Origin of the sequence: Ralstonia psammae, assembly GCF_958405935.1 — a bacterium.
GTDB lineage: Bacteria > Pseudomonadota > Gammaproteobacteria > Burkholderiales > Burkholderiaceae > Ralstonia > Ralstonia psammae.
Window position 1 is genome coordinate 184,499 of the sequence record NZ_CATZBU010000003.1, and the last position, 17,439, is coordinate 201,937.

At 65.9% G+C, this 17,439-nt stretch carries 17 protein-coding genes; 8 read left to right on the forward strand and 9 right to left on the reverse strand.

Features of this window, described 5'->3' with window-relative positions; translation table 11 throughout:
* Window positions 1–13 precede the first annotated feature (13 nt).
* Window positions 14–1,105 (reverse strand): helix-turn-helix transcriptional regulator, encoded by a 1,092-nt coding sequence (locus R2N16_RS07590; RefSeq protein ID WP_316665022.1) that lies wholly within the window; start codon window positions 1,103–1,105, stop codon window positions 14–16.
* A gap of 451 nt (window positions 1,106–1,556) precedes the next feature.
* Here R2N16_RS07590 and modB point away from each other — a divergent pair, with 451 nt between their 5' ends.
* Complete coding sequence (modB, locus tag R2N16_RS07595; RefSeq protein ID WP_316665023.1) at window positions 1,557–2,243, forward strand: molybdate ABC transporter permease subunit; 687 nt, start codon at window positions 1,557–1,559, stop codon at window positions 2,241–2,243.
* Window positions 2,240–2,983 (forward strand): ATP-binding cassette domain-containing protein, encoded by a 744-nt coding sequence (locus R2N16_RS07600; protein ID WP_316665024.1) that lies wholly within the window; start codon window positions 2,240–2,242, stop codon window positions 2,981–2,983. Before modB ends, R2N16_RS07600 begins: the two co-directional genes overlap by 4 nt.
* Here the strand turns inward: R2N16_RS07600 and R2N16_RS07605 are convergent.
* The 4 genes from R2N16_RS07605 to R2N16_RS07620 form a co-directional block, all read right to left on the reverse strand.
* On the reverse strand, window positions 2,980–3,477 hold the full coding sequence (locus tag R2N16_RS07605; RefSeq protein WP_316665025.1) for a flavodoxin family protein: 498 nt from the start codon (window positions 3,475–3,477) through the stop codon (window positions 2,980–2,982). The two genes, R2N16_RS07600 and R2N16_RS07605, sit on opposite strands and share 4 nt — an antisense overlap.
* Before the next feature lie 7 nt (window positions 3,478–3,484).
* The gene (locus R2N16_RS07610) at window positions 3,485–4,297 is read right to left on the reverse strand and encodes a TOBE domain-containing protein (RefSeq protein WP_316665026.1); all 813 of its coding nucleotides are present in this window, start codon (window positions 4,295–4,297) and stop codon (window positions 3,485–3,487) included.
* A 58-nt stretch (window positions 4,298–4,355) separates the two neighbouring features.
* Complete coding sequence (locus R2N16_RS07615; protein WP_316665027.1) at window positions 4,356–4,859, reverse strand: DUF6622 family protein; 504 nt, start codon at window positions 4,857–4,859, stop codon at window positions 4,356–4,358.
* Window positions 4,860–4,982: 123 nt separating this feature from the next.
* A complete protein-coding gene (locus R2N16_RS07620) occupies window positions 4,983–7,733 on the reverse strand; it encodes a sensor domain-containing protein (protein WP_316665028.1) in 2,751 nt (916 codons plus the stop codon).
* A gap of 715 nt (window positions 7,734–8,448) precedes the next feature.
* On the opposite strand from R2N16_RS07620, the gene R2N16_RS07625 reads away from it, so the two are divergent.
* From R2N16_RS07625 to R2N16_RS07640, 4 genes are all read left to right on the forward strand, one after another.
* Window positions 8,449–8,844 (forward strand): glycoprotein, encoded by a 396-nt coding sequence (locus R2N16_RS07625; protein ID WP_316665029.1) that lies wholly within the window; start codon window positions 8,449–8,451, stop codon window positions 8,842–8,844.
* Window positions 8,841–9,272 carry a hypothetical protein gene (locus R2N16_RS07630; protein WP_316665030.1) on the forward strand — a complete coding sequence of 144 codons (432 nt, stop codon included), beginning with the start codon at window positions 8,841–8,843 and terminating at the stop codon, window positions 9,270–9,272. The genes R2N16_RS07625 and R2N16_RS07630 overlap by 4 nt, the downstream gene beginning before the upstream one ends.
* 55 nt (window positions 9,273–9,327) lie before the next feature.
* Window positions 9,328–10,245 carry an AraC family transcriptional regulator gene (locus R2N16_RS07635; protein WP_316665031.1) on the forward strand — a complete coding sequence of 306 codons (918 nt, stop codon included), beginning with the start codon at window positions 9,328–9,330 and terminating at the stop codon, window positions 10,243–10,245.
* Between the two features lie 147 nt (window positions 10,246–10,392).
* Window positions 10,393–10,833, forward strand: coding sequence for a universal stress protein (locus R2N16_RS07640; RefSeq protein ID WP_316665032.1), 441 nt, complete (start codon window positions 10,393–10,395; stop codon window positions 10,831–10,833).
* A gap of 65 nt (window positions 10,834–10,898) precedes the next feature.
* Here the strand turns inward: R2N16_RS07640 and R2N16_RS07645 are convergent, their stop codons facing one another.
* From R2N16_RS07645 to R2N16_RS07655, 3 genes are all read right to left on the reverse strand, one after another.
* Window positions 10,899–11,453 carry a Spy/CpxP family protein refolding chaperone gene (locus tag R2N16_RS07645; RefSeq protein ID WP_316665033.1) on the reverse strand — a complete coding sequence of 185 codons (555 nt, stop codon included), beginning with the start codon at window positions 11,451–11,453 and terminating at the stop codon, window positions 10,899–10,901.
* Between the two features lie 105 nt (window positions 11,454–11,558).
* A complete protein-coding gene (locus R2N16_RS07650; protein WP_316665034.1) occupies window positions 11,559–12,218 on the reverse strand; it encodes a response regulator in 660 nt (219 codons plus the stop codon).
* Window positions 12,202–13,755: an ATP-binding protein gene (locus R2N16_RS07655; RefSeq protein WP_316665035.1), complete on the reverse strand. Its 1,554-nt coding sequence runs from the start codon at window positions 13,753–13,755 to the stop codon at window positions 12,202–12,204. The genes R2N16_RS07650 and R2N16_RS07655 overlap by 17 nt, the downstream gene beginning before the upstream one ends.
* A gap of 249 nt (window positions 13,756–14,004) precedes the next feature.
* Between R2N16_RS07655 and R2N16_RS07660 the strand changes: the two genes are divergently transcribed.
* Window positions 14,005–14,784 carry an AraC family transcriptional regulator gene (locus tag R2N16_RS07660; protein WP_316665402.1) on the forward strand — a complete coding sequence of 260 codons (780 nt, stop codon included), beginning with the start codon at window positions 14,005–14,007 and terminating at the stop codon, window positions 14,782–14,784.
* 93 nt (window positions 14,785–14,877) lie between these two features.
* Window positions 14,878–15,786, forward strand: coding sequence for a DMT family transporter (locus tag R2N16_RS07665; RefSeq protein WP_316665036.1), 909 nt, complete (start codon window positions 14,878–14,880; stop codon window positions 15,784–15,786).
* Here the strand turns inward: R2N16_RS07665 and R2N16_RS07670 are convergent.
* Window positions 15,783–17,363, reverse strand: coding sequence for a TerC family protein (locus R2N16_RS07670; RefSeq protein ID WP_316665037.1), 1,581 nt, complete (start codon window positions 17,361–17,363; stop codon window positions 15,783–15,785). The genes R2N16_RS07665 and R2N16_RS07670 overlap by 4 nt on opposite strands.
* Window positions 17,364–17,439 lie beyond the last annotated feature (76 nt).

Consider the following 17,439-nt stretch of genomic DNA (forward strand, 5'->3'; position numbering starts at 1 on the left):
TCGCCCATCCCGGTCAGATCAGGTTCAACCGGCCCGCAATGTAGGCCAATTGCGCGCGGTTGGTCGCGCCGTAGCGGCGGCGAATCAGGCGCAGGTGGTAATCCACGTTGTGTGCCGTGGTGTGCAGTTTGATGGCGATTTCCTTATCGCTCATGCCGGCGGCCAGGCACGTCAGCACCCGGCTTTGCATGATCGTGAGCGGTGCGTCTTCATTGCATACACGCGTGTTGCGCGTGAACGTTTGCAGTGGCGCCCGCCAGACCTGATGCAGCGCCATACCAAACAGGATCGACTGGCCAAGCACGCTGTCGCTGATCCACTCCCGCCCTGCGTGCGACGCGCTGAGGCTGACAATCGCCTGGCTCGTGCCCTTGCCGGCGCCCAGGCTGAACATCACGCCGCTGCGCAGGCCATGTTCGTCCATCGTCTGCAGCAGCGCGCGCAACGCGGGTTCCATGCGCGGCTGGCTGCGCGCTAGCGATGCCAGGTCCCACACCAGCGGCATGCCGCTGGCAAACACCGCGGGCAGGCGCGGGTCGACAGCAAACAGACGTTCGTCGCAATAGCGCTGCAAAAACCGCGGCGTCACGTAGTTCTTGAGCATGGTCACCGTCGGCGGCGCGTTTTCGTGGCGCTCGGTCAGCGCGTAGGCCAGCGACGAAAAGCCCATCAGCCCCATCAGCCCAGACACGATGCGCGCGCGCTCGGCCACACCGCGTGCGGCCTGCAGCTCGGCAGCCAGACGCAGGCGACCGGGCTGCGCGGCCGCCGGTTCGAACACCAACGCGTACTCGTCCACTGGAACAACATCGGTACCCGGCGGCAGCGGCACGAAGAAGCGATCGCCATTGGCAGCATCGTCTGCGGCTGTGCGTGCGGTCAGGGGATCGGCGTGCCCGGGTAGCGGCGTGGGCACCGATGCAGCGTCCACCTTGTCGGGCAGCGCATTCACGTCAATCTGGACGGATGCGCTTGCGTGCGTGGAAACGCCGGACTGCGCGTCCGCGCCCTGGAGCGCGGTGCGCATGTCCATCACCAACGCCAGGTCTTCGGCGCGGGGAAAACGTACTGCCTGCAAACCATCTGAGCGATGTGCGGCGGCCATTGCCGTCCTCCGGTCATGTTGGAAACACCTGCTTGGCCGCCGGAATGCTCCCGACCATAGCCAAGGCTGTTTCCCCCCCGGGGGATGACATTTGCTGTGCGGTGACCCTGTGCACCGCTGGGCGCAGATCGTGAAAAGCGACGTCCGGCCTACGTTTTGGCGCATTGTTGCAAGTCTGCGGCAACGTTGTCCAACAAAACTTTTTAGTGCCCCACCATCGACGCGGGTTATGTTGCAACGCAACGAACGACGCCGCTGACAATGTCCCCAGGGCGGCGCGACCATGCCCCTTGCCGCATGCCGGGCATCACTGTGTCAGGATTGACCGATCGTTATAACCAACCCTATATTGCGAATAACTCACCCAATCTGTCGCCCGCACCCAACGCGTCGCCGCGTGGTTCGCAGGCATCACCCGGCCTGCCGACGGCACCTTCGCACCGTATCCCCCATGTCCGCTTCCATCTGGACGCCTCTGCTGCTCTCACTCAAGGTGGCCGGCTGGGCGACCCTCCTGAATCTCGTGCTGGGCGTGGGCGCGGCCTACGCACTCGCACGCACGCGCAACCGCCTGCGCGACCTCATCGATTCGATCTTGACGCTGCCCCTGGTGCTGCCGCCCACGGTGCTCGGCTATTACCTGCTGGTGCTGCTGGGCCGGCGCGGCACGATCGGCGGGTGGCTCGACAACATGGGCATCCAGCTCGTCTTTACATGGCAGGGTGCGGTGATTGCCTCCACCGTGGTGGCGTTTCCGCTGGTCATGAAGTCGGCGCGTGCCGCCTTTGAAGGCGTAAATCACCAACTCGAAGAGGCGGCGCGTGTGCTGGGCCTGCCCGAAGCCGCCGTGTTCTTTCGTGTCACGCTGCCGCTGGCCGCCCGCGGCATTGCCGCCGGCGTGCTGCTGGCCTTTGCGCGTGCATTGGGCGAATTTGGTGCCACGCTCATGATTGCGGGCAACCTGCCTGGCCGCACGCAGACGCTCTCCGTTGCGATCTACGAAGCCGTGCAGGCCGGCGACGATGCCACGGCCAATACACTGGTGCTGATCACCTCGCTCACCTGCATCGTGGTGCTGGTGGCGGCCAGCCGCCTGCTGCAAGGGCGCGCCCCGAGCCTGCAGGAGCAACCGGCATGAGCGGCGGCATGATCGATCTCGTCGTGCAGAAAACGCTCACCAGCGCGGCGCGCGTGTTCTCATTGGACATCGCCGTACGCTCGGACAGCCGGCGCGTGGTGCTGTACGGTCCGTCGGGCGCCGGCAAGAGCCTCACGCTGCGCGCCATTGCCGGCCTGATGACACCCGAGCGCGGCCGCATCGTGCTGAACAGCCGCACGCTGTTCGACCACGCCAAGGGCATCAACCTGAGCGCGCAAGAACGCCGCGTCGGCTATCTCTTCCAGGACTACGCGCTCTTCAACCACCTGACGGTGGCGCAAAACATCGCGTTCGGGCTCAAGCGCGGATGGTTCAACCCGCCGCGCCTGGCGCACGACCCACGCGTGCAGCCGTGGATCGACACGTTCGAGCTGGGTGCCGTCGCCGCCAATTACCCGACGCAGATTTCGGGTGGACAGCGCCAGCGTGTGGCACTTGCCCGCGCGCTGATCGCCGAGCCTTCCACGCTGCTGCTCGACGAGCCCTTTGCCGCGCTGGACCCGGCGCTGCGCACGCGCATGCGTTCCGAGCTATCTGCCCTTCAAGCGCGGCTGCAAGTGCCGATGCTGATGATCACGCACGACCCGGCCGATGTGGAAATCTTCGGAGACCACGTATTCGAACTACGCGATGGCCGCGTCGTGGCCGATGCAGTGCGCGCGCCCGATGCGGCACCGCTATCGCCGTATCCGCATCTGGCGGCTGTGGTGAACCGCTAGAAAACGCCTAGCGCGAGCCCTGTTGCCATCGCTTGCCCAAGCGCACGGCAGCGCTCCAAATCGTCCGCGCCGATCTGCTTGGGGGCCAGGATGGCCTCGGGCGTTTGCGCGTGCGTGCAGACGATGATCGGCTCGGCCACGGGCTTGAGCCGCCAGCCGGTGGCAATGCGTTCAATCTGACGCGCAGCGTTCTGGCCATCGCTGCCCGCACAGATCAGGCACGCGTATGGACGGCCGTTGATGTGGTCGAGCGCCGGGTAATAACAGCGGTCGAAAAAATCCTTGAGCTGCCCGCTGATGGCGGCGAGGTTTTCCGGTGTCGCGAAGATATAGCCGTCCGCCGCGAGCACATCGTCAGGACCCGCCTGTGCCGCATGCAGCCACCGCACGGTCACGCCGCCCTCTTCTGCGGTGCCGGCCTGCGCGGCCTCGGCCATCTGGCGCGTGCCGCCCGTCATCGAGTGGTAGACGATCAGCAGGGTTTTGGGTGTCATCGGCGGCTTAAGCCAATCCAAGAATCACGCTCGACGCCTCAAACACCGCCACGGCCTCCACGCCTTCGGCCAGTGCCAGCATTTGAACAGCGGTGCGCGAGAGCATGGCCACCAGCACGGTTTCCGCCGCCGACGTGGCGTTCGCGTCCAGCAGGCGCAACCGCACTTCGGCCTGCACCGCACCATCGCGGATTTCCGTGACCACGCACGGCAATTGGTTCTCTGCCGAGACGCGCCACTCACCGGCGCCGCGCATCAGCATCACGGCAGGCGCCTTGATGAGCGCAACAGCCTGCACACCCGGCGCCAGCCCCAGCACGCGCGTGCTTTCCTGGGTGATGGTGGCGGCCACAGCCTGACCGCCCGGCAGGCGCAGCGTCACCACATCATTGACGGCGCCCGACGCTACCGATTCCACCGTGCCGAACAGCGTGTTGCGCGCGCTCGTGCGCAGCATCAGGCGGCGCAGCAGGTTGACGTCTTCGCTGGCAGCTTGCGCGGCGGCATCCAGGCGTTCAACAAAGCGGCGGTGCTCGGCTTCGAGCACGCGAAAGCTCTCGATCAGCCGTTGCGCGCGCGGCGTCAGCACGCTGCCGCCCCCGCCCTTGCCGCCCGTGGTGCGCACCACCAGCGGCTCGCCGGCCAGGTTGTTCATGGTGTCGATGGCGTCCCACGCGGCCTTGTAGGAAAGACCCACGGCTTTGGCGGCCGCAGTAATGGAGCCGGTCTGCCCGATGGCAGCCAGCAGTTCGATCCGGCCGCGCCCGCCCCAGTTGTCTTCACCGGCGCGCAGCCAGATGGTGCCGTCGAGTTCCAGCATGTCGTCTCGTCTTGGATGGAGATTGCAACATGCAGGATGTTAACGCTGATTTGTCGGCTCAAGCCGCGGCCAGGCGCGGCGTACGCACATGCAGCAGCACCGAGCGCGAGAGCAGCAGCCCGCCCAGGAAGCCGAACAGCGCGCTGAACAGCGCCATGAAGCTGGCGGAATGCGAGACTTCCGGGTGTATCGCCAGCATCACGTTGTAGGCATAGCGGGCGGTGAACAACCCCACGATCACCACCATCGGTACCCAGCTGCCGGGCACGCGCACGGTGCTGGCCGTTTCAGACACGGCACCGTTGGGCGGCGACATGTACGTCAGCAGGAATGCCACCAGGACGGCCACCATCCACATCGTGAGCGCAAGCGGGCTGCCATGGCTTGCCGTCGACACGCCGTAAAGCGAATACGCCGCGACCACCAGCGGCAGCACGATCAGGCGGCGGCGCGACACGATGCGCGGCTGCATCTGGCGCACACCGATGGCGATCAACACGGCAAACACCACGAACACCCAGGTGGGCGTATGCGACACGATGGAGATAATCGATTCGAGCATGGCAGTCTCCCTGTTGGAATGACGCCAGCTTAGGTGCCGGCCCCCGCACGCGGGAGCGGATTGCGACGAACGGCGGAAACGCCGGTGTGAACGGCTCAGTTGGCCGTGCAATCAGCCAGACAGTCAGCCCAGCGCGGCGCGCACGCCGGCATCCACCACGGACAGGTGCGCCCGCAGCAGCCGGTCGAAACCTTCGGCCGTGACCGGCTTGCCGATGTAGTAGCCCTGGATTTCCTGGCAGCCCGCCTTAGCGAGGAACTCCACCTGGTCGGCGTCTTCTACACCTTCGGCGGTGACGGTCATGCCGAGGGCGCGCGCCATGGCGACGATGGCCTCGGTCAGCGCCACGGAATCAGGATCACCCGGAATGCCGGTGATGAACGAGCGGTCGATCTTCACGTTGCTGATCGGGAAACGCTGCAGATACGACAGCGATGAATATCCGGTACCGAAATCGTCGATGGAGATCCGGATGCCCTGCGCGGTGAGCGCGTCGAACATCGGGCGAACCTCATCCGCACCGCCCATCAGCAGGCTTTCGGTAATTTCGACTTCGAGCGCAGTGGGCGGCAGGCCGGTGTCGGCCAGCGTCTGCTCGATCATCGGCACCACGTCGCCAGCCTGGAACTGGCGCGCCGACAGGTTGACCGCCATGCGGAAGTCGTAGCCCAGCGCCTCGTACCAGATCACGGCCTGTTCACAAGCGCGGCGCAACACCCATGCGCCAATCGGCACGATCAGCCCGGTCTCTTCGGCCACCGGGATGAACTCCACCGGCGAAATCGCCCCAAGCTTGGCGCTGTTCCAGCGCAGCAGCGCCTCGGCGCCGACGATGCGATGGCTGGCCAGGTCGTACTTGGGTTGATAGACGAGCTGCAGTTCGTTGTTCTCGCGTGCGTCGCGCAGCGCGTTTTCCAGCATATAGCGGCGTTGCAGGCGGGCGTTGAGTTCGGCCGTGTAGAACTGTGCGCGGTTGCGGCCGTTCTGCTTGGCGCGGTACATGGCGGCGTCGGCCGAGCGCAGCAGGTCGGAGCCCGAAATGCCGTCATGCGGATACAGCGCCACGCCAATCGACACACCCAGGTAGTAGCGCCCGTTGACGGTATCGAACGGCTCGCGCATCGCCTGGAGCAAGCGTTCAGCCAGCAACGCAATGCGCTTTCCTTCGACACGCTGGTCGATCAGGATGACGAATTCGTCACCGCCCAGGCGGGCGATCACGTCGCCAGGGCCGATGCAATCGGTCAGGCGCGCGGCGGCGCTTTGCAGCAGCGTGTCGCCACAGGCATGGCCAGCGGTGTCGTTCACGCTCTTGAAGCGGTCAAGATCGAGGAAGAAGAGCGCCAGCTCCCGGCTCTCGTCGCGTGCACTCTCAATGGCGCTTTCCAGGTGCCCGATGAAGAAGCTGCGGTTGGCCAGCCCCGTGAGCGCATCGTGCGCAGCCAGATGGCGCAGGCGCTGCTCGGCGCGTTTGATGTCGGTGATATCGGCAAACGACAGCATCACGCTGCTGGGTGCCGGCTCGTTGTGGCGACGGATGGGGATGATGTTCTGCCGCACCCACATCAATTCGCCCGTCTTGAGCAGCAGCCCATACACCCGGCCGAAGATGGGTTCGCCAGTGCGCAGCACCACCCCCGACGGCATCATGGTCGAACCGACTTCCTTGCCGTCTTCGTCCACCACGCGTTGAATCGGGTCGAGCCGGTTACGCCCGACGAGCTGCCCGGGACGCACGCGCAAGATGCGCTCGGCGCTGGCGTTGGCAGCCTGCACGATACCGTCGGGCGACATGATGACCACGCCCTCGTGCAAGTTCGAGATCGCTAGGCGATAGCGCTCTTCGCTTTCGGCCAGGCCGCGTTCGACATTGTCTTTCTGAATGGCAACGCCAGCCAGGTGCGTGACGTCGTCGAGGAAATGCTGCTCTTCTTCCACGGGCATGCACGGTTGTCGATAGAACAGCGCCAGCACGCCAAGCTTGTCCCCGCGCGACGCGCGAATCGGCAACGCCCAGGCTGAAGCAAAGCCCGCTGCCAGTGCTGCCGTGCGCTCATACTGCCAGCGCGGGTCGGTCGCAATGTTGTCGATGAGGACGGTATCGCCCAGGTACACCGCACAACCGCATGCGCCGGCATCGGGGCTGACAGGCGTATTTTCCAGTGTGGCAGCATAGGCCGCAGGCAGCGTGGGCGCGGCGGCCACACGCAGGGTCTGGGAGTCGGCGTCCAGCAGCAACAGCGCCGACATGGCATTCGGATAGACCTGCTCGACGTACAGGCACAGGTGGCGCAGCACGGTCGACAGCGTCGCATTGGAGGCAAGTTGCGCAAGCACGGCATTCTCCGAAGCGAGCAGACGGCGCGCGTGCAAGGCTTCGGCGCGCGCCTGTACGGCGTGTCGCTCCAACGCATGGCGCGACACCGCTTCGCGCAGCACGAGCATGACGGCGGGCTGGCCTTCGTGCTCGCACGCGGCGGCTTCGCTGGCAACCAGCACATGGGTGTAATCGGCCCGCACCAGGCGGTGTTCGACCGGCTGTGCAGAGACCCCGCTGCTCACCATGCTTGCCAGGCGTGGAACCACCTGGGCAACGTCATCGGGATGAATCAGGCCGGCGAATTGCAGGCCGGCCAATTGCGCAGGATCTTGGGCGCCCAACAAGCGGGTGGCGGCCGGGTTGGCTCGCACCACGCGCCCGTCCACGGCCAGCAAGACCGCGTCGGACGACAGTCGCGACAGCGCGTCGAAATCGGTACCGCGGACCTCAGTCATCGCCCCGACCATGGCCGCCACCGGACGTTGCGCAGCCTCTGGGCCCGGCGCAACGTCTGTAGGAGAGGCTCCGGCATGGGCCGGAAGAAACTGGGTCATGAGCAATGCGATGCTTGAGCGATAGCGGCAACAGCAACGGTAATGGGCAAGCGAGACGCGAGACGACACGCGTTTCGACCCTAACCAGAACGGCGCGCCGGCAGAAAACTGAAGGGTGCTGCGTGCGAAACCCCCGACGCGCGCGTGGTGGCAACCCTGCGTTGGCAAAGCCCAAGAAAAAACCCGCGCTCAGTTGACGAGGCGCGGGTTGAAATCTCTGGACCGTGTCGATCTGTTCCAGAGAGGAGAACCGACCCGTGAGGCAATCGACGCCGTGATGCGTCCCATCGCCATGTTGTGAATCATAGTGGCCCCCCTGGAAAAACAAAGGGCGGAAAAGACCGGATATTCCATCCCATTTTCATGTTCCGCCGACCCATTGCTTTTTTGGCACTGCACGAACCCCATTGCTGCTTGTCCCGCCTGCTTACATCGTCTGCGCGTACGGGCCTTGTGTGCGGTCCGTTTCACGATGCCGACGATGCCGGAAAATCTCCCCGGCATATTGGTTGGTCGCTACATGGGTGAGAATGTTCCACGCTGCAGGATTATGTCGTTCACATGCAGCATTTTGCGTAGGCAAAATCACGCCTGAGTGACCGATGAGGCAGATTGCCGCGTCAAGTTCGGGCGCGGCGTGCCGTTACTGGTCGAAAGAGCGCGCCTGTCCCGTGACCTAGCAGGCGCAAAATTGGATGCCCGTGCCTGGACTGTCATGCCGTCTCTGTCTCCCCCCGATCGATCGCGTTCGCGGCGCACCACGCGGTTGCTGATTGCCGTGAGCGTGCTGGCCGCGCTCGTTGCACTGCCGCGCGCGCGTGCTTCTACGCCTCCCGCGGCCGCGCCTGCCCCCAGCCGGCCGCCTGTTGCCGCACCCGACCCCATTCCGGCTGCCAAGACGCCCAAGAGCGCCAAGGCCACGACCGTTGCGTCTACGGCTCCGACCTGCCAGGCGATCATGCAGCGCCTGTCGGGCAGCCTGGCCGCCACGCCCAGCACCGCCGACAAGCCCGGCACCGTGATGATCGACGTCGACAAGTCGGGCGTGATGATGGCCTGTAGCCATTCCGACTCGATTGCCATCCCTGTACCGGGTGGCAAGCCCCGATGACACCCTGCGTCTTCGCACGCCGTGTCACGGCTGGCATGCTGGCGGCGCTGGCAGCGCTTTCCATGCCGGTGGCCGGGGCGGAGCGCTGGATCCCGCTGCCCGGCCAACCGGACAGCCACGCGTCGCTCGACATCGGCAGCATCCAGCGCATGCCCAGCGGGCCCGTCAGCGCCTGGGTGCGCGTGGAAGCGTCCAACCGCGCGGGCATGCGCTCGCTGCAGCGCATGTTCGGCGCCTTTCGCGGCGACATGGCCGATTTTCTGTACACCATCGATTGCCGCAGCCGGCAGTTCTCGGTCTCGCAAGCGAAGCTGTACCAAGGCGCGCTGACCGTCAGCGAACGACAGCTCGCCAACGATGCCGGTTGGCAACGCGTAGATGGCGTCGGTCTGGCGGGCGAGGTCGCGCGCCAGCTCTGTAGCGGATAGCCCCCCCCCGGCCCTTTGCGTCGCATCGCGGTGCCATCGTTGGTAACATCGATGCGTGCGCCGCGCCCCCACTTCCCCTTCGTCTCCACCTGGCGACCCTCGCGTAACCGCAGATGCGAGTGTCTTCGGCACGCTTGCCCGCGGCTCGCGCGCGTCGCTCGAGCGCGTCTCCAATCTGGGCGACGGCGTGACTGCCGCCCTCTGGCGCAACGAGCACGACGAGGCGCGCTACATCCAACCCGAGCACCACACGCTGTCGGTCTATCTGCAAGGTGGCTACACCACGCACCGGCAAGATCTGCCGCACCTGTTCGGCGCGCCGGGACGCGTGTGCATGCTGCCGGCCGAACACCAGTCGAGCTGGGTGATCGAGCAGCCGATGCGCTTCGTTCATCTGTATTTCACGCCCGATGCGCTGGCCGGACACGCCGTGCGCCTGCTCGACGCAGAGCCCCGCCTGTTCACGCTGCACGACCGCACCTTCATCGAAGACGCTCATCTCGCGCAGGCTTGCACGCGCATTGCCCAGCTCGATTGGGCGGACCTGGACGACCGCATGCGCGCCAACGCTCTGGCCAACGACACGCTGTCATATCTCGTTCAGACCCAGGGCCGCACGCGGGCGCTGGCCGTGCGCGGTGGGTTGGCGCCGCACGTGTGCCGACGCATTGCCGCGCGCATTGATGCCGAGCTGCATCTGCCCCTGTCACTCGGCCAATTGGCGGCAGAAGCAAACCTGTCGGAATTCCACTTCGCGCGGATGTTCCGTGCGTCGTTCGGGGCGGCGCCGCATGAGTGGGTGATGCAGCAGCGCATGGCGCGTGCGCAGACGCTGCTGCGCACCACCCCGCTTCCGCTGGCGACGATTGCCGAACGCTGCGGCTTTGCCAGCGCCAGCCATTTCAGCCGGCGGTTTGCGCTGCAACTGGGCGCGTCGCCCTCGCGCTACCGGCAGGCGTGGCAGCGGGGGTAAGCCGCAATCTGCCACGTCAATATGCGAACGACCGTACATCGCGATCGTCCGTATCGGCCGAAAAGCTGCGCTGGACTAGCGTTTTCCACGATAGAGGCACATCGGCGAGCGCAGTAACGTGGAGGCGGGTTCCCCATGGAGACCGCCATGTTTACCCATATCCTCTTGCCGACCGACGGCTCCGAGCAATGCAGCAAGGCCATCGACGGCGCACTCAAGCTGGCGCGTGCCACCGGTTGCCGCCTCACCGCCTACACCTGCATTGAAGAATTCCCCAACATGGCCTATTCGGCCGGCGTGGGCGAGTGTCCGCATGCGCACTACTTGGAAACGGTGCAGGGCTACGCCAAAGACTGTATCGAACGCATTGCCGAGCGGGCCAAGGAAGAAGGCGTGCAGTTCGACAGCGATGTGTCGCAGTTTGCCGAGCCCTATCTGGGCATCCTGGATGCGGCAAAGCGACACGCGTGCGATGTCATCTTCATGGCATCGCACGGGCATCGCAGCCTGATGGGGCGACTGTTGATCGGCAACGAGACGCGCAAGGTGCTGACCTACGCGCACGTGCCAGTGGTGGTCTACCGCTAGGCATCCGTTCACGGGCCGCTCGCTACGGGGCCGCAAACCGATTCCATCTTTGGTCCAGCCCCGGCTTACATCATCGGCACCGGTTCAAGGCCGCTTTCTCCGGGCTCGATTTCCGCCACGCGCTGGGCTTCACGCTCGCCCACCTGCTTGCGCTGCTCCGGCGTGAGCACCTGCATGATCTTGGCGCCAGCCTGCGCGCGCAGTTGCGCTTCGCGGGCAACGGCGCGGCCCAGCGATTCGGTCAAGGTGCGCGCACGCGCTTCGTCGTATTGGCCGGACACCACCATCTGGTGCAGATCGCGCCGGGCATGCTCGATGGCTTTGTGCTGCTCGCGCGCTTCGGGCATCTGCGCATACTCGATGGCGAAAATCTTGTCGCGCTGCTCTTCGCTCAGCTTCAAGCCATGCAGAAAGAACGCGCCACCAGGATGCGGGCCCATGCCATGCGGGCCGCCCGGGCCCGGGCCCGGGCCGCGGCCCATCATGCCCGGACCATGTGGTGACATGGGTGGCATGGGCGACAGAGGAACAGCACCGGGCGCAGCGGTCTGGGCCAGCGCGGCGCACGACAGCAAAAGTCCGGCAGCAATACCGGCCAGGCGGGAAGTCACAGCGGTCATGTTGAGGCTCCTGATGAGATCGTCGGCCGGACGCGCCAGCCATACGCTCACTGTAGCCATCGACGCCGCACCAAAGGTGGGCAAACAGAGGAGTTTTCTTGAACCTCAGGCGTCGAGCCGATAGCCCACGCCATAGACGGAATGGATCATTTCGGTGCCCGGGCTCACCTGCTCCATCTTGCGGCGCAGGTTCTTGATGTGGGTATCGACCGTGCGGTCGGTCACGATTCGGTGGTCGTCGTAGATCTGCTCAAGCAGGTTCGAGCGCGACAGGATGCGCCCTGGTGCGCCTGCCAGCGCGGCCAGCAGACGAAACTCCACCGGCGTCAGGTCGAGCCGCTGGCCGCGCAGCGTGGCGGCATAGGCAGCACCATCGATCTGCAATGCGCTCTCTGGCACACCGCCGCCGCGCTGGACACGGCGCAGGATGGTCTTGATGCGCGCCACCAGTTCGCGCGGGCTGAATGGCTTGCAGACATAGTCGTCGGCGCCAAGCTCAAGGCCGAGCAGGCGGTCGATCTCTTCCACGCGCGCCGTCACCATGACGATGGGCACCTCGCTGAAGGCACGCACCTCGCGGCAGATTTCCAGGCCGTCCTTGCCGGGCAGCATCAGGTCGAGCAGCACGAGTTCGGGCGCGGTCTCGCGAATGCGCTGCACTGCATGGTTGCCATCGGCCAGCCACTCGGTCTCGTAGTGAGCGGCGCGCAGATAGTCGGTCATCAATGCGGCCAGCTTGGGTTCGTCTTCAATGATCAGAATCATGGTCGGCTAGCGGGTCAAGCACATCAAGAATAGGCAGGCGGATGGCGATCCACAGCCCACCCAACGGCGAAGTTCTGGCTTCAATGGTGCCGCCGTGGGCGGCAACGATGGTCTGGCACAGGCTCAGGCCGAGGCCGGCCCCGCCCTGCGCTCGGCTGCGGGAGGCATCCACGCGGAACAGGCGGTCAAAGATGCGCGGCAGCATGGCCTCGGGCACGCCCGGCGCGCTGTCCTGCACGTCGATCTGCTGCCAGTCACCTTCTTGATGGACATACACGCGCAGCGTGCCGCCGGCATCGGTATAGCGCAGCGTGTTTTCCAGCAGGTTCTGCATGACCTGCCGCAGGCGCTGCGCGTCGCCCTTGACCATCGTTGCATGCGAGGGCGCCGCCGGCACGTCGAGCTGCAGCGCAATGCTCTTTTCCATCAGGCGTGGTGTGAAGCCCTGCACGGCGCTGCATACGGTATCGGCCAGATCCAGCGGCTCCATGTGGAAGGCCAGCGCGCCCACATCGGCCAGCGAGAGTTCGTACAAATCGTCGATGAGCTTGCTGAGCGTCGACACCTCGGCCTGCAATGACGCGAGCGAAGTGGCCGTCAACGGGCGCACGCCGTCTTCCAGTGCTTCCAGCTCGCCGCGCAGCACGGCTAGGGGCGTGCGCAGCTCGTGCGAGATGTCCGCCGTGAGCTGACGACGCATCTTCTGATTGGCCTCCAACGACGCGGCAAGGTGGTTGAAATCCGCCGCAAGCCCGCCGAGTTCATCGCGCGAATGTACGTCGACGCGGGTGGCGTAGTCGCCGTCGGCCATGCGGCGCGCGGCATCCGTGAGCCGGCGCATCGGGGCCAGCAGACCGCGTGCGAGCAGCACCGCCACTAAGGCGGCCAGCAGGACTGACAGGCCAGCGATGATCCATGTCGCACGCAGTTGCTGCGCCTGGAATGCCTGGTCGGCGCCTTCGGGCACGCGCATGCGCGGCGGCATGGCCAGCCAGCCGATGGTCTGGCCGTTATGGTGCAGTTCCTGCCATCGCGCGTTCGGCCCCAGCGGGGGCCCATCGCCAATGATGACGTTGCGCTGCGCATCCAGCAGCCAGATCGGCGAGTGCGGCATCGGCGGCTCACCGGGCGGGTGCGACGGCAAGCTGCCTGCGGGAGCCGGGCCGGGCGGCGGCATGTCTCGGTCCAGGCCACGGTCGGGGCCGGGCGGGAACGGATCAAAGCGATGGCCCGGTGGCAGGTCGAAGCGGTCGCCGCCCATGCCGTTGGCGCGGGCCCGGGCGCCTTCGCGGCGCAGCAGGCGGAACCACGCTGTGCGGTCGTCGCGCAGGAAATCCCAGTTGCCGTGCTGCGTGTAGGCAGCTTCCACGCCTTGCGCGAGCGCGGCCATGCGCTCGGCTTCGCGCGCGTTCACGTAGTCGAGAAAGTTGGCGTCAAAGCGCCAGCGCACTGCCGCACCCATGGCGAGCGCAACAACGATGCTCAGCATGAACAACGCAACGAACAGCTTGGAGGTGATACCGAAAGACGGGCGCATGGATCAGTCAGGGGCTGCCGGGCACCGCCGGCGGGAGCGGTTCCCGCGCTGCCCGGCAGCAGGCACGGCCTCATCTTACCGGGGCACGCTGCCGCAGAAAGCCGCAGCATACCAACCGCCCGCCCGCAAAAAATGAGCGAAATGCGAAGAAAGCGTATGCTGCTGCCACGCTACGCATTCCGCCCCCACAAGGAACCGCCCTTGCCCAGCCGGCCGGCCAACCTCGCGTTCTCGATGCACCGCTGCGCCATGCGCGGCGTGGAAGCCGTCGCCGCAGATTCCGGCCACGCGTTCCCGCGCCACACGCACGGCCAGTTCGGCATCGGCATCGTTGACCGCGGCGCGCAGAAATCATTCAGCGGACGCGGCACGGTGGAAGCCGGCGCTGGCAACGTCATCACGGTCAATCCGTTTGAAGTGCACGATGGCACACCCATCGGCGATGCCGGCCGCGCGTGGCGCATGCTTTACCTCGACCCCGGCGTGGTCACCGACCTGGCGACGGATCTGCACCCCGGCCACTACGGCGACGCCGAGTTTGACCGCCCCGTCATCCATGACGCAAACCTCGCCCCCCGCGTCCGGATGCTGTTTGCGCAGATGACGGTGCCGGTGGCCCACAGCGATGCGCTGCTGCGCGAGCAACTGCTGCTGTCCGTCCTGGCAGACGCGCTGCACACCGCCGACCGACCCGCCAGCAAACACGACGACGCAGCCCCCAACGCCATCCGGCTCGCCCGCACCCGCATCGACGACGACCCGGCGGCCGCCGTCTCCCTGCTCGACCTCGCGCACGAGACCGGCTTGAGCCGCTTCCAGATATTGCGCGGCTTTGCCCGCGTGACCGGCCTCACGCCCCACGCCTATCAGGTGCAGCGGCGGGTGGCCTTGGCGCGCCGGCTCATCGCGCAGGGCCAACCGTTGGCGGAAGTCGCGGCCGCCTGCGGCTTTGCCGATCAAAGCCACATGACGCGGCAGTTCGTCCGCAAGTACGGCGTATCGCCAGGCATGGTGGCAGCGGCGCGCTAGCCGCATCCGCCGCACCCTCCCCGCTGCAATTTCGTCCAAGACACGGGCACCGCGTGCGCCCATCCTGTGGCTTCCACACACGCAGGATGCGATATGTCCAAACGATTCGAAGGTTGTCTCTATCTCGCGCTGGCGATGGTGCTGGTGGGCAGCACCGTGGCGGCCAGCAAGATCATCGCGGCGGGCTTGCCCCCCTTTACGGCGACAGCGTTGCGCTTCGCGATGGCGCTGCCGCTGTTCCTCATCATCCTGCGCATGACCGGCACGCGCTGGCCGGTGCTCGCACGCCGGGATTGGGCCCTGCTGTTCCTGCAGGCGGCGGCCGGTAGCGTGGGCTATACGACACTGCTCATCTCGGGGCTGCGGCACACGTCAGCCGCAGATGCGGGCGTCATCATCGGTACGCTGCCGGTCATGTCCGCGCTGATCGCCATCATGCTGCTGGGCGAACGCCCCGGACGCGCGGTACTGGGGGCGATTGGGCTGGCCACCGCCGGCGTGCTGGCCATCGCCCTGCAGCCGCGCGGCGACGCGACACATCCGCTGCTGGGGAATCTGCTTGTGATGGGCGCGGTGGTATGCGAGGGGCTCTTCATCCTGCTCAACAAGCGGCTGCGCACGCCGGTGCCGCCGCTGGCGCTGTCGGCATTGATGAGTGCATTCGGTTTGTTGACGGCACTGCTGCCAGCGCTGTGGGAAGCGCCCTGGCAATTGCACGCATCGGCACAAGCAACGCACGCCCTGATGGCCGTGGCTTACTACGCAATCGTGCCGACAGTCGGTGGTTTTGTGCTCTGGTATGCCGGGGCCGCGCGCGTGAGCGGAGCCGAGGCAGCCCTGTTTACCGCGCTGGCACCTGTGGCAGCCGTGGGGTTCGCGGCAGCGCTGCTGGGCGAAGCCGTCAGCACGCGTCAGGTGGGCGGCATTGCGTGCGTGCTGGCGGCGGTGCTCAGCCTTGGTTTGGCGCGCGCACCAAGGCCGGTGTCTTCGACAACGTCTTAGGCTTCCGCGTCGGGGGCCGTCACCTCTTCCATGCGTTCGATGCGCACGCGCACGATGCGGCGGCTGGCGGCTTCGAGGATCAAGAAACGCAGGTCGTGGCGCACGAGCGTGTCGCCCACTTCCGGCAGGCGGTCCCATTGGCTGAAGAGGTAGCCGCCCAGGCTTGTCGCCCCACCGGCCTCGTCGAGCAGCCAGTCGACATGCAGCACATCTTCGAGCTGGCGCAGGTCGGCCTCGCCGGCGACTTCCCAGCAGCCATCGCTGACTTCAACTACGCCCAGGCGCTCGTCTTCATCGGGGAATTCACCCGCAATGGCTTCGAGCACGTCGATGGGCGTCACCACACCTTGCACCACGTCCAGCGGATCGGTCACCAACAGCATGCGCCCGCGTGCGCGCTTGAGCTGATCCATCAGGCGGAGGATGCCGATGCTGTCAGACACCTTGAGCGCAGGCTTCACGCTGCGCTCAACGTCAATGGAGCCGCGCGTGTCGAGATCCCCCATCAGGTCTTTGGCGCGCGCCACGCCCACCAGGTCATCCAGCCCGCCGCGGCATACCGGGAACTGGTTGTGCGGCACGGCCAGCAGCAACTGGCGCGTGACGGCCCCGTCGGCATTCAGATCCACCCACGAGATATCGTGGCGCGGCGTCATGATCGAGCGCACCGAGCGCTCGGCCAAGTCCAGCACGCCGCTGACCATGCTGCGCTCTTCCGGGCGGAACACGGTCTCGGAGACGGTCTGGCCGGCCTCGTGCGACACCGCCTCGTGCGATTCGGTATCGGCCGGCGCGCCACGGTGCTCGCCCAGCAGGCTCAGGACCGCGTCGGCGGTGCGCTCGCGCAGCGGGCGGCGGCGCTCGTAGCGCACGCTATTGCGCTGAGCCACCTGGTTGAAGAACTCGATCAGGATCGAGAAGCCGATGGCCGCATACAGATAGCCCTTCGGAATATGAAAGCCCAGGCCCTCGGCAACGAGCGAAAAGCCGATCATCAGCAGGAAGCTCAGGCACAGCACCACCACCGTGCGATGCTCGTTGACGAACTCCGTCAACGGGCGCGAGGCGAACAGCATGGCGCCCATGGCAATCACCACGGCCGCCATCATCACCGGCAGATCGTTGACCATGCCCACGGCGGTGATGACGGAGTCGATGGAGAACACTGCATCGAGAATCACCACCTGCACGATCACATTCCAGAACTTGCCATGGCCACTGCCGTGGCTTTCGTCCTGCGGCTCGCCGTCCAGGCGCTCATGCAGTTCGGACGTGGCCTTGAACAGCAGGAAGAAGCCGCCCAGCAGCAGGATGATCGACCGCCCCGACAGATCTACCGGCCCAAGCGTGAGCAGCGGTTTGGTGAGCCCGATCAGCCACGACATGGCGGCCAGCAGCACCATGCGCATCAGCAGGGCCAGGCCCAGCCCGATCATCCGGGCGCGGTCGCGCAGCGCCGGCGGCAGCTTGTTGACCAGGATGGCAATGAAAACGAGGTTGTCGATGCCGAGAACAATCTCGAGCACCACCAGGGTAAACAGGCCGATCCAGATGGACGGGTCAGCAAGCCAGGTCATAGCGGGAAGTAGAAGACAGCAGAAAGACGATCCGCCGATGATAACCGCAGCGCACGCACGGCCCTACGCGAATCCC

Excerpts from the sequence above, each read along its gene's own strand:
- R2N16_RS07665 (WP_316665036.1), top strand. The coding sequence starts at position 14,878 with ATGTCCAAACGATTCGAAGGTTGTCTCTATCTCGCGCTGGCGATGGTG.
- R2N16_RS07615 (WP_316665027.1), bottom strand. The coding sequence starts at position 4,859 with ATGCTCGAATCGATTATCTCCATCGTGTCGCATACGCCCACCTGGGTG.
- R2N16_RS07625 (WP_316665029.1), top strand. The coding sequence starts at position 8,449 with ATGCCGTCTCTGTCTCCCCCCGATCGATCGCGTTCGCGGCGCACCACG.
- R2N16_RS07660 (WP_316665402.1), top strand. The coding sequence starts at position 14,005 with ATGCGCGGCGTGGAAGCCGTCGCCGCAGATTCCGGCCACGCGTTCCCG.
- R2N16_RS07630 (WP_316665030.1), top strand. The coding sequence starts at position 8,841 with ATGACACCCTGCGTCTTCGCACGCCGTGTCACGGCTGGCATGCTGGCG.
- R2N16_RS07650 (WP_316665034.1), bottom strand. The coding sequence starts at position 12,218 with ATGATTCTGATCATTGAAGACGAACCCAAGCTGGCCGCATTGATGACC.
- R2N16_RS07605 (WP_316665025.1), bottom strand. The coding sequence starts at position 3,477 with ATGACACCCAAAACCCTGCTGATCGTCTACCACTCGATGACGGGCGGC.
- R2N16_RS07590 (WP_316665022.1), bottom strand. The coding sequence starts at position 1,105 with ATGGCCGCCGCACATCGCTCAGATGGTTTGCAGGCAGTACGTTTTCCC.
- R2N16_RS07640 (WP_316665032.1), top strand. The coding sequence starts at position 10,393 with ATGTTTACCCATATCCTCTTGCCGACCGACGGCTCCGAGCAATGCAGC.
- modB (WP_316665023.1), top strand. The coding sequence starts at position 1,557 with ATGTCCGCTTCCATCTGGACGCCTCTGCTGCTCTCACTCAAGGTGGCC.
- R2N16_RS07655 (WP_316665035.1), bottom strand. The coding sequence starts at position 13,755 with ATGCGCCCGTCTTTCGGTATCACCTCCAAGCTGTTCGTTGCGTTGTTC.
- R2N16_RS07670 (WP_316665037.1), bottom strand. The coding sequence starts at position 17,363 with ATGACCTGGCTTGCTGACCCGTCCATCTGGATCGGCCTGTTTACCCTG.
- R2N16_RS07645 (WP_316665033.1), bottom strand. The coding sequence starts at position 11,453 with ATGACCGCTGTGACTTCCCGCCTGGCCGGTATTGCTGCCGGACTTTTG.
- R2N16_RS07610 (WP_316665026.1), bottom strand. The coding sequence starts at position 4,297 with ATGCTGGAACTCGACGGCACCATCTGGCTGCGCGCCGGTGAAGACAAC.
- R2N16_RS07620 (WP_316665028.1), bottom strand. The coding sequence starts at position 7,733 with ATGACCCAGTTTCTTCCGGCCCATGCCGGAGCCTCTCCTACAGACGTT.
- R2N16_RS07600 (WP_316665024.1), top strand. The coding sequence starts at position 2,240 with ATGAGCGGCGGCATGATCGATCTCGTCGTGCAGAAAACGCTCACCAGC.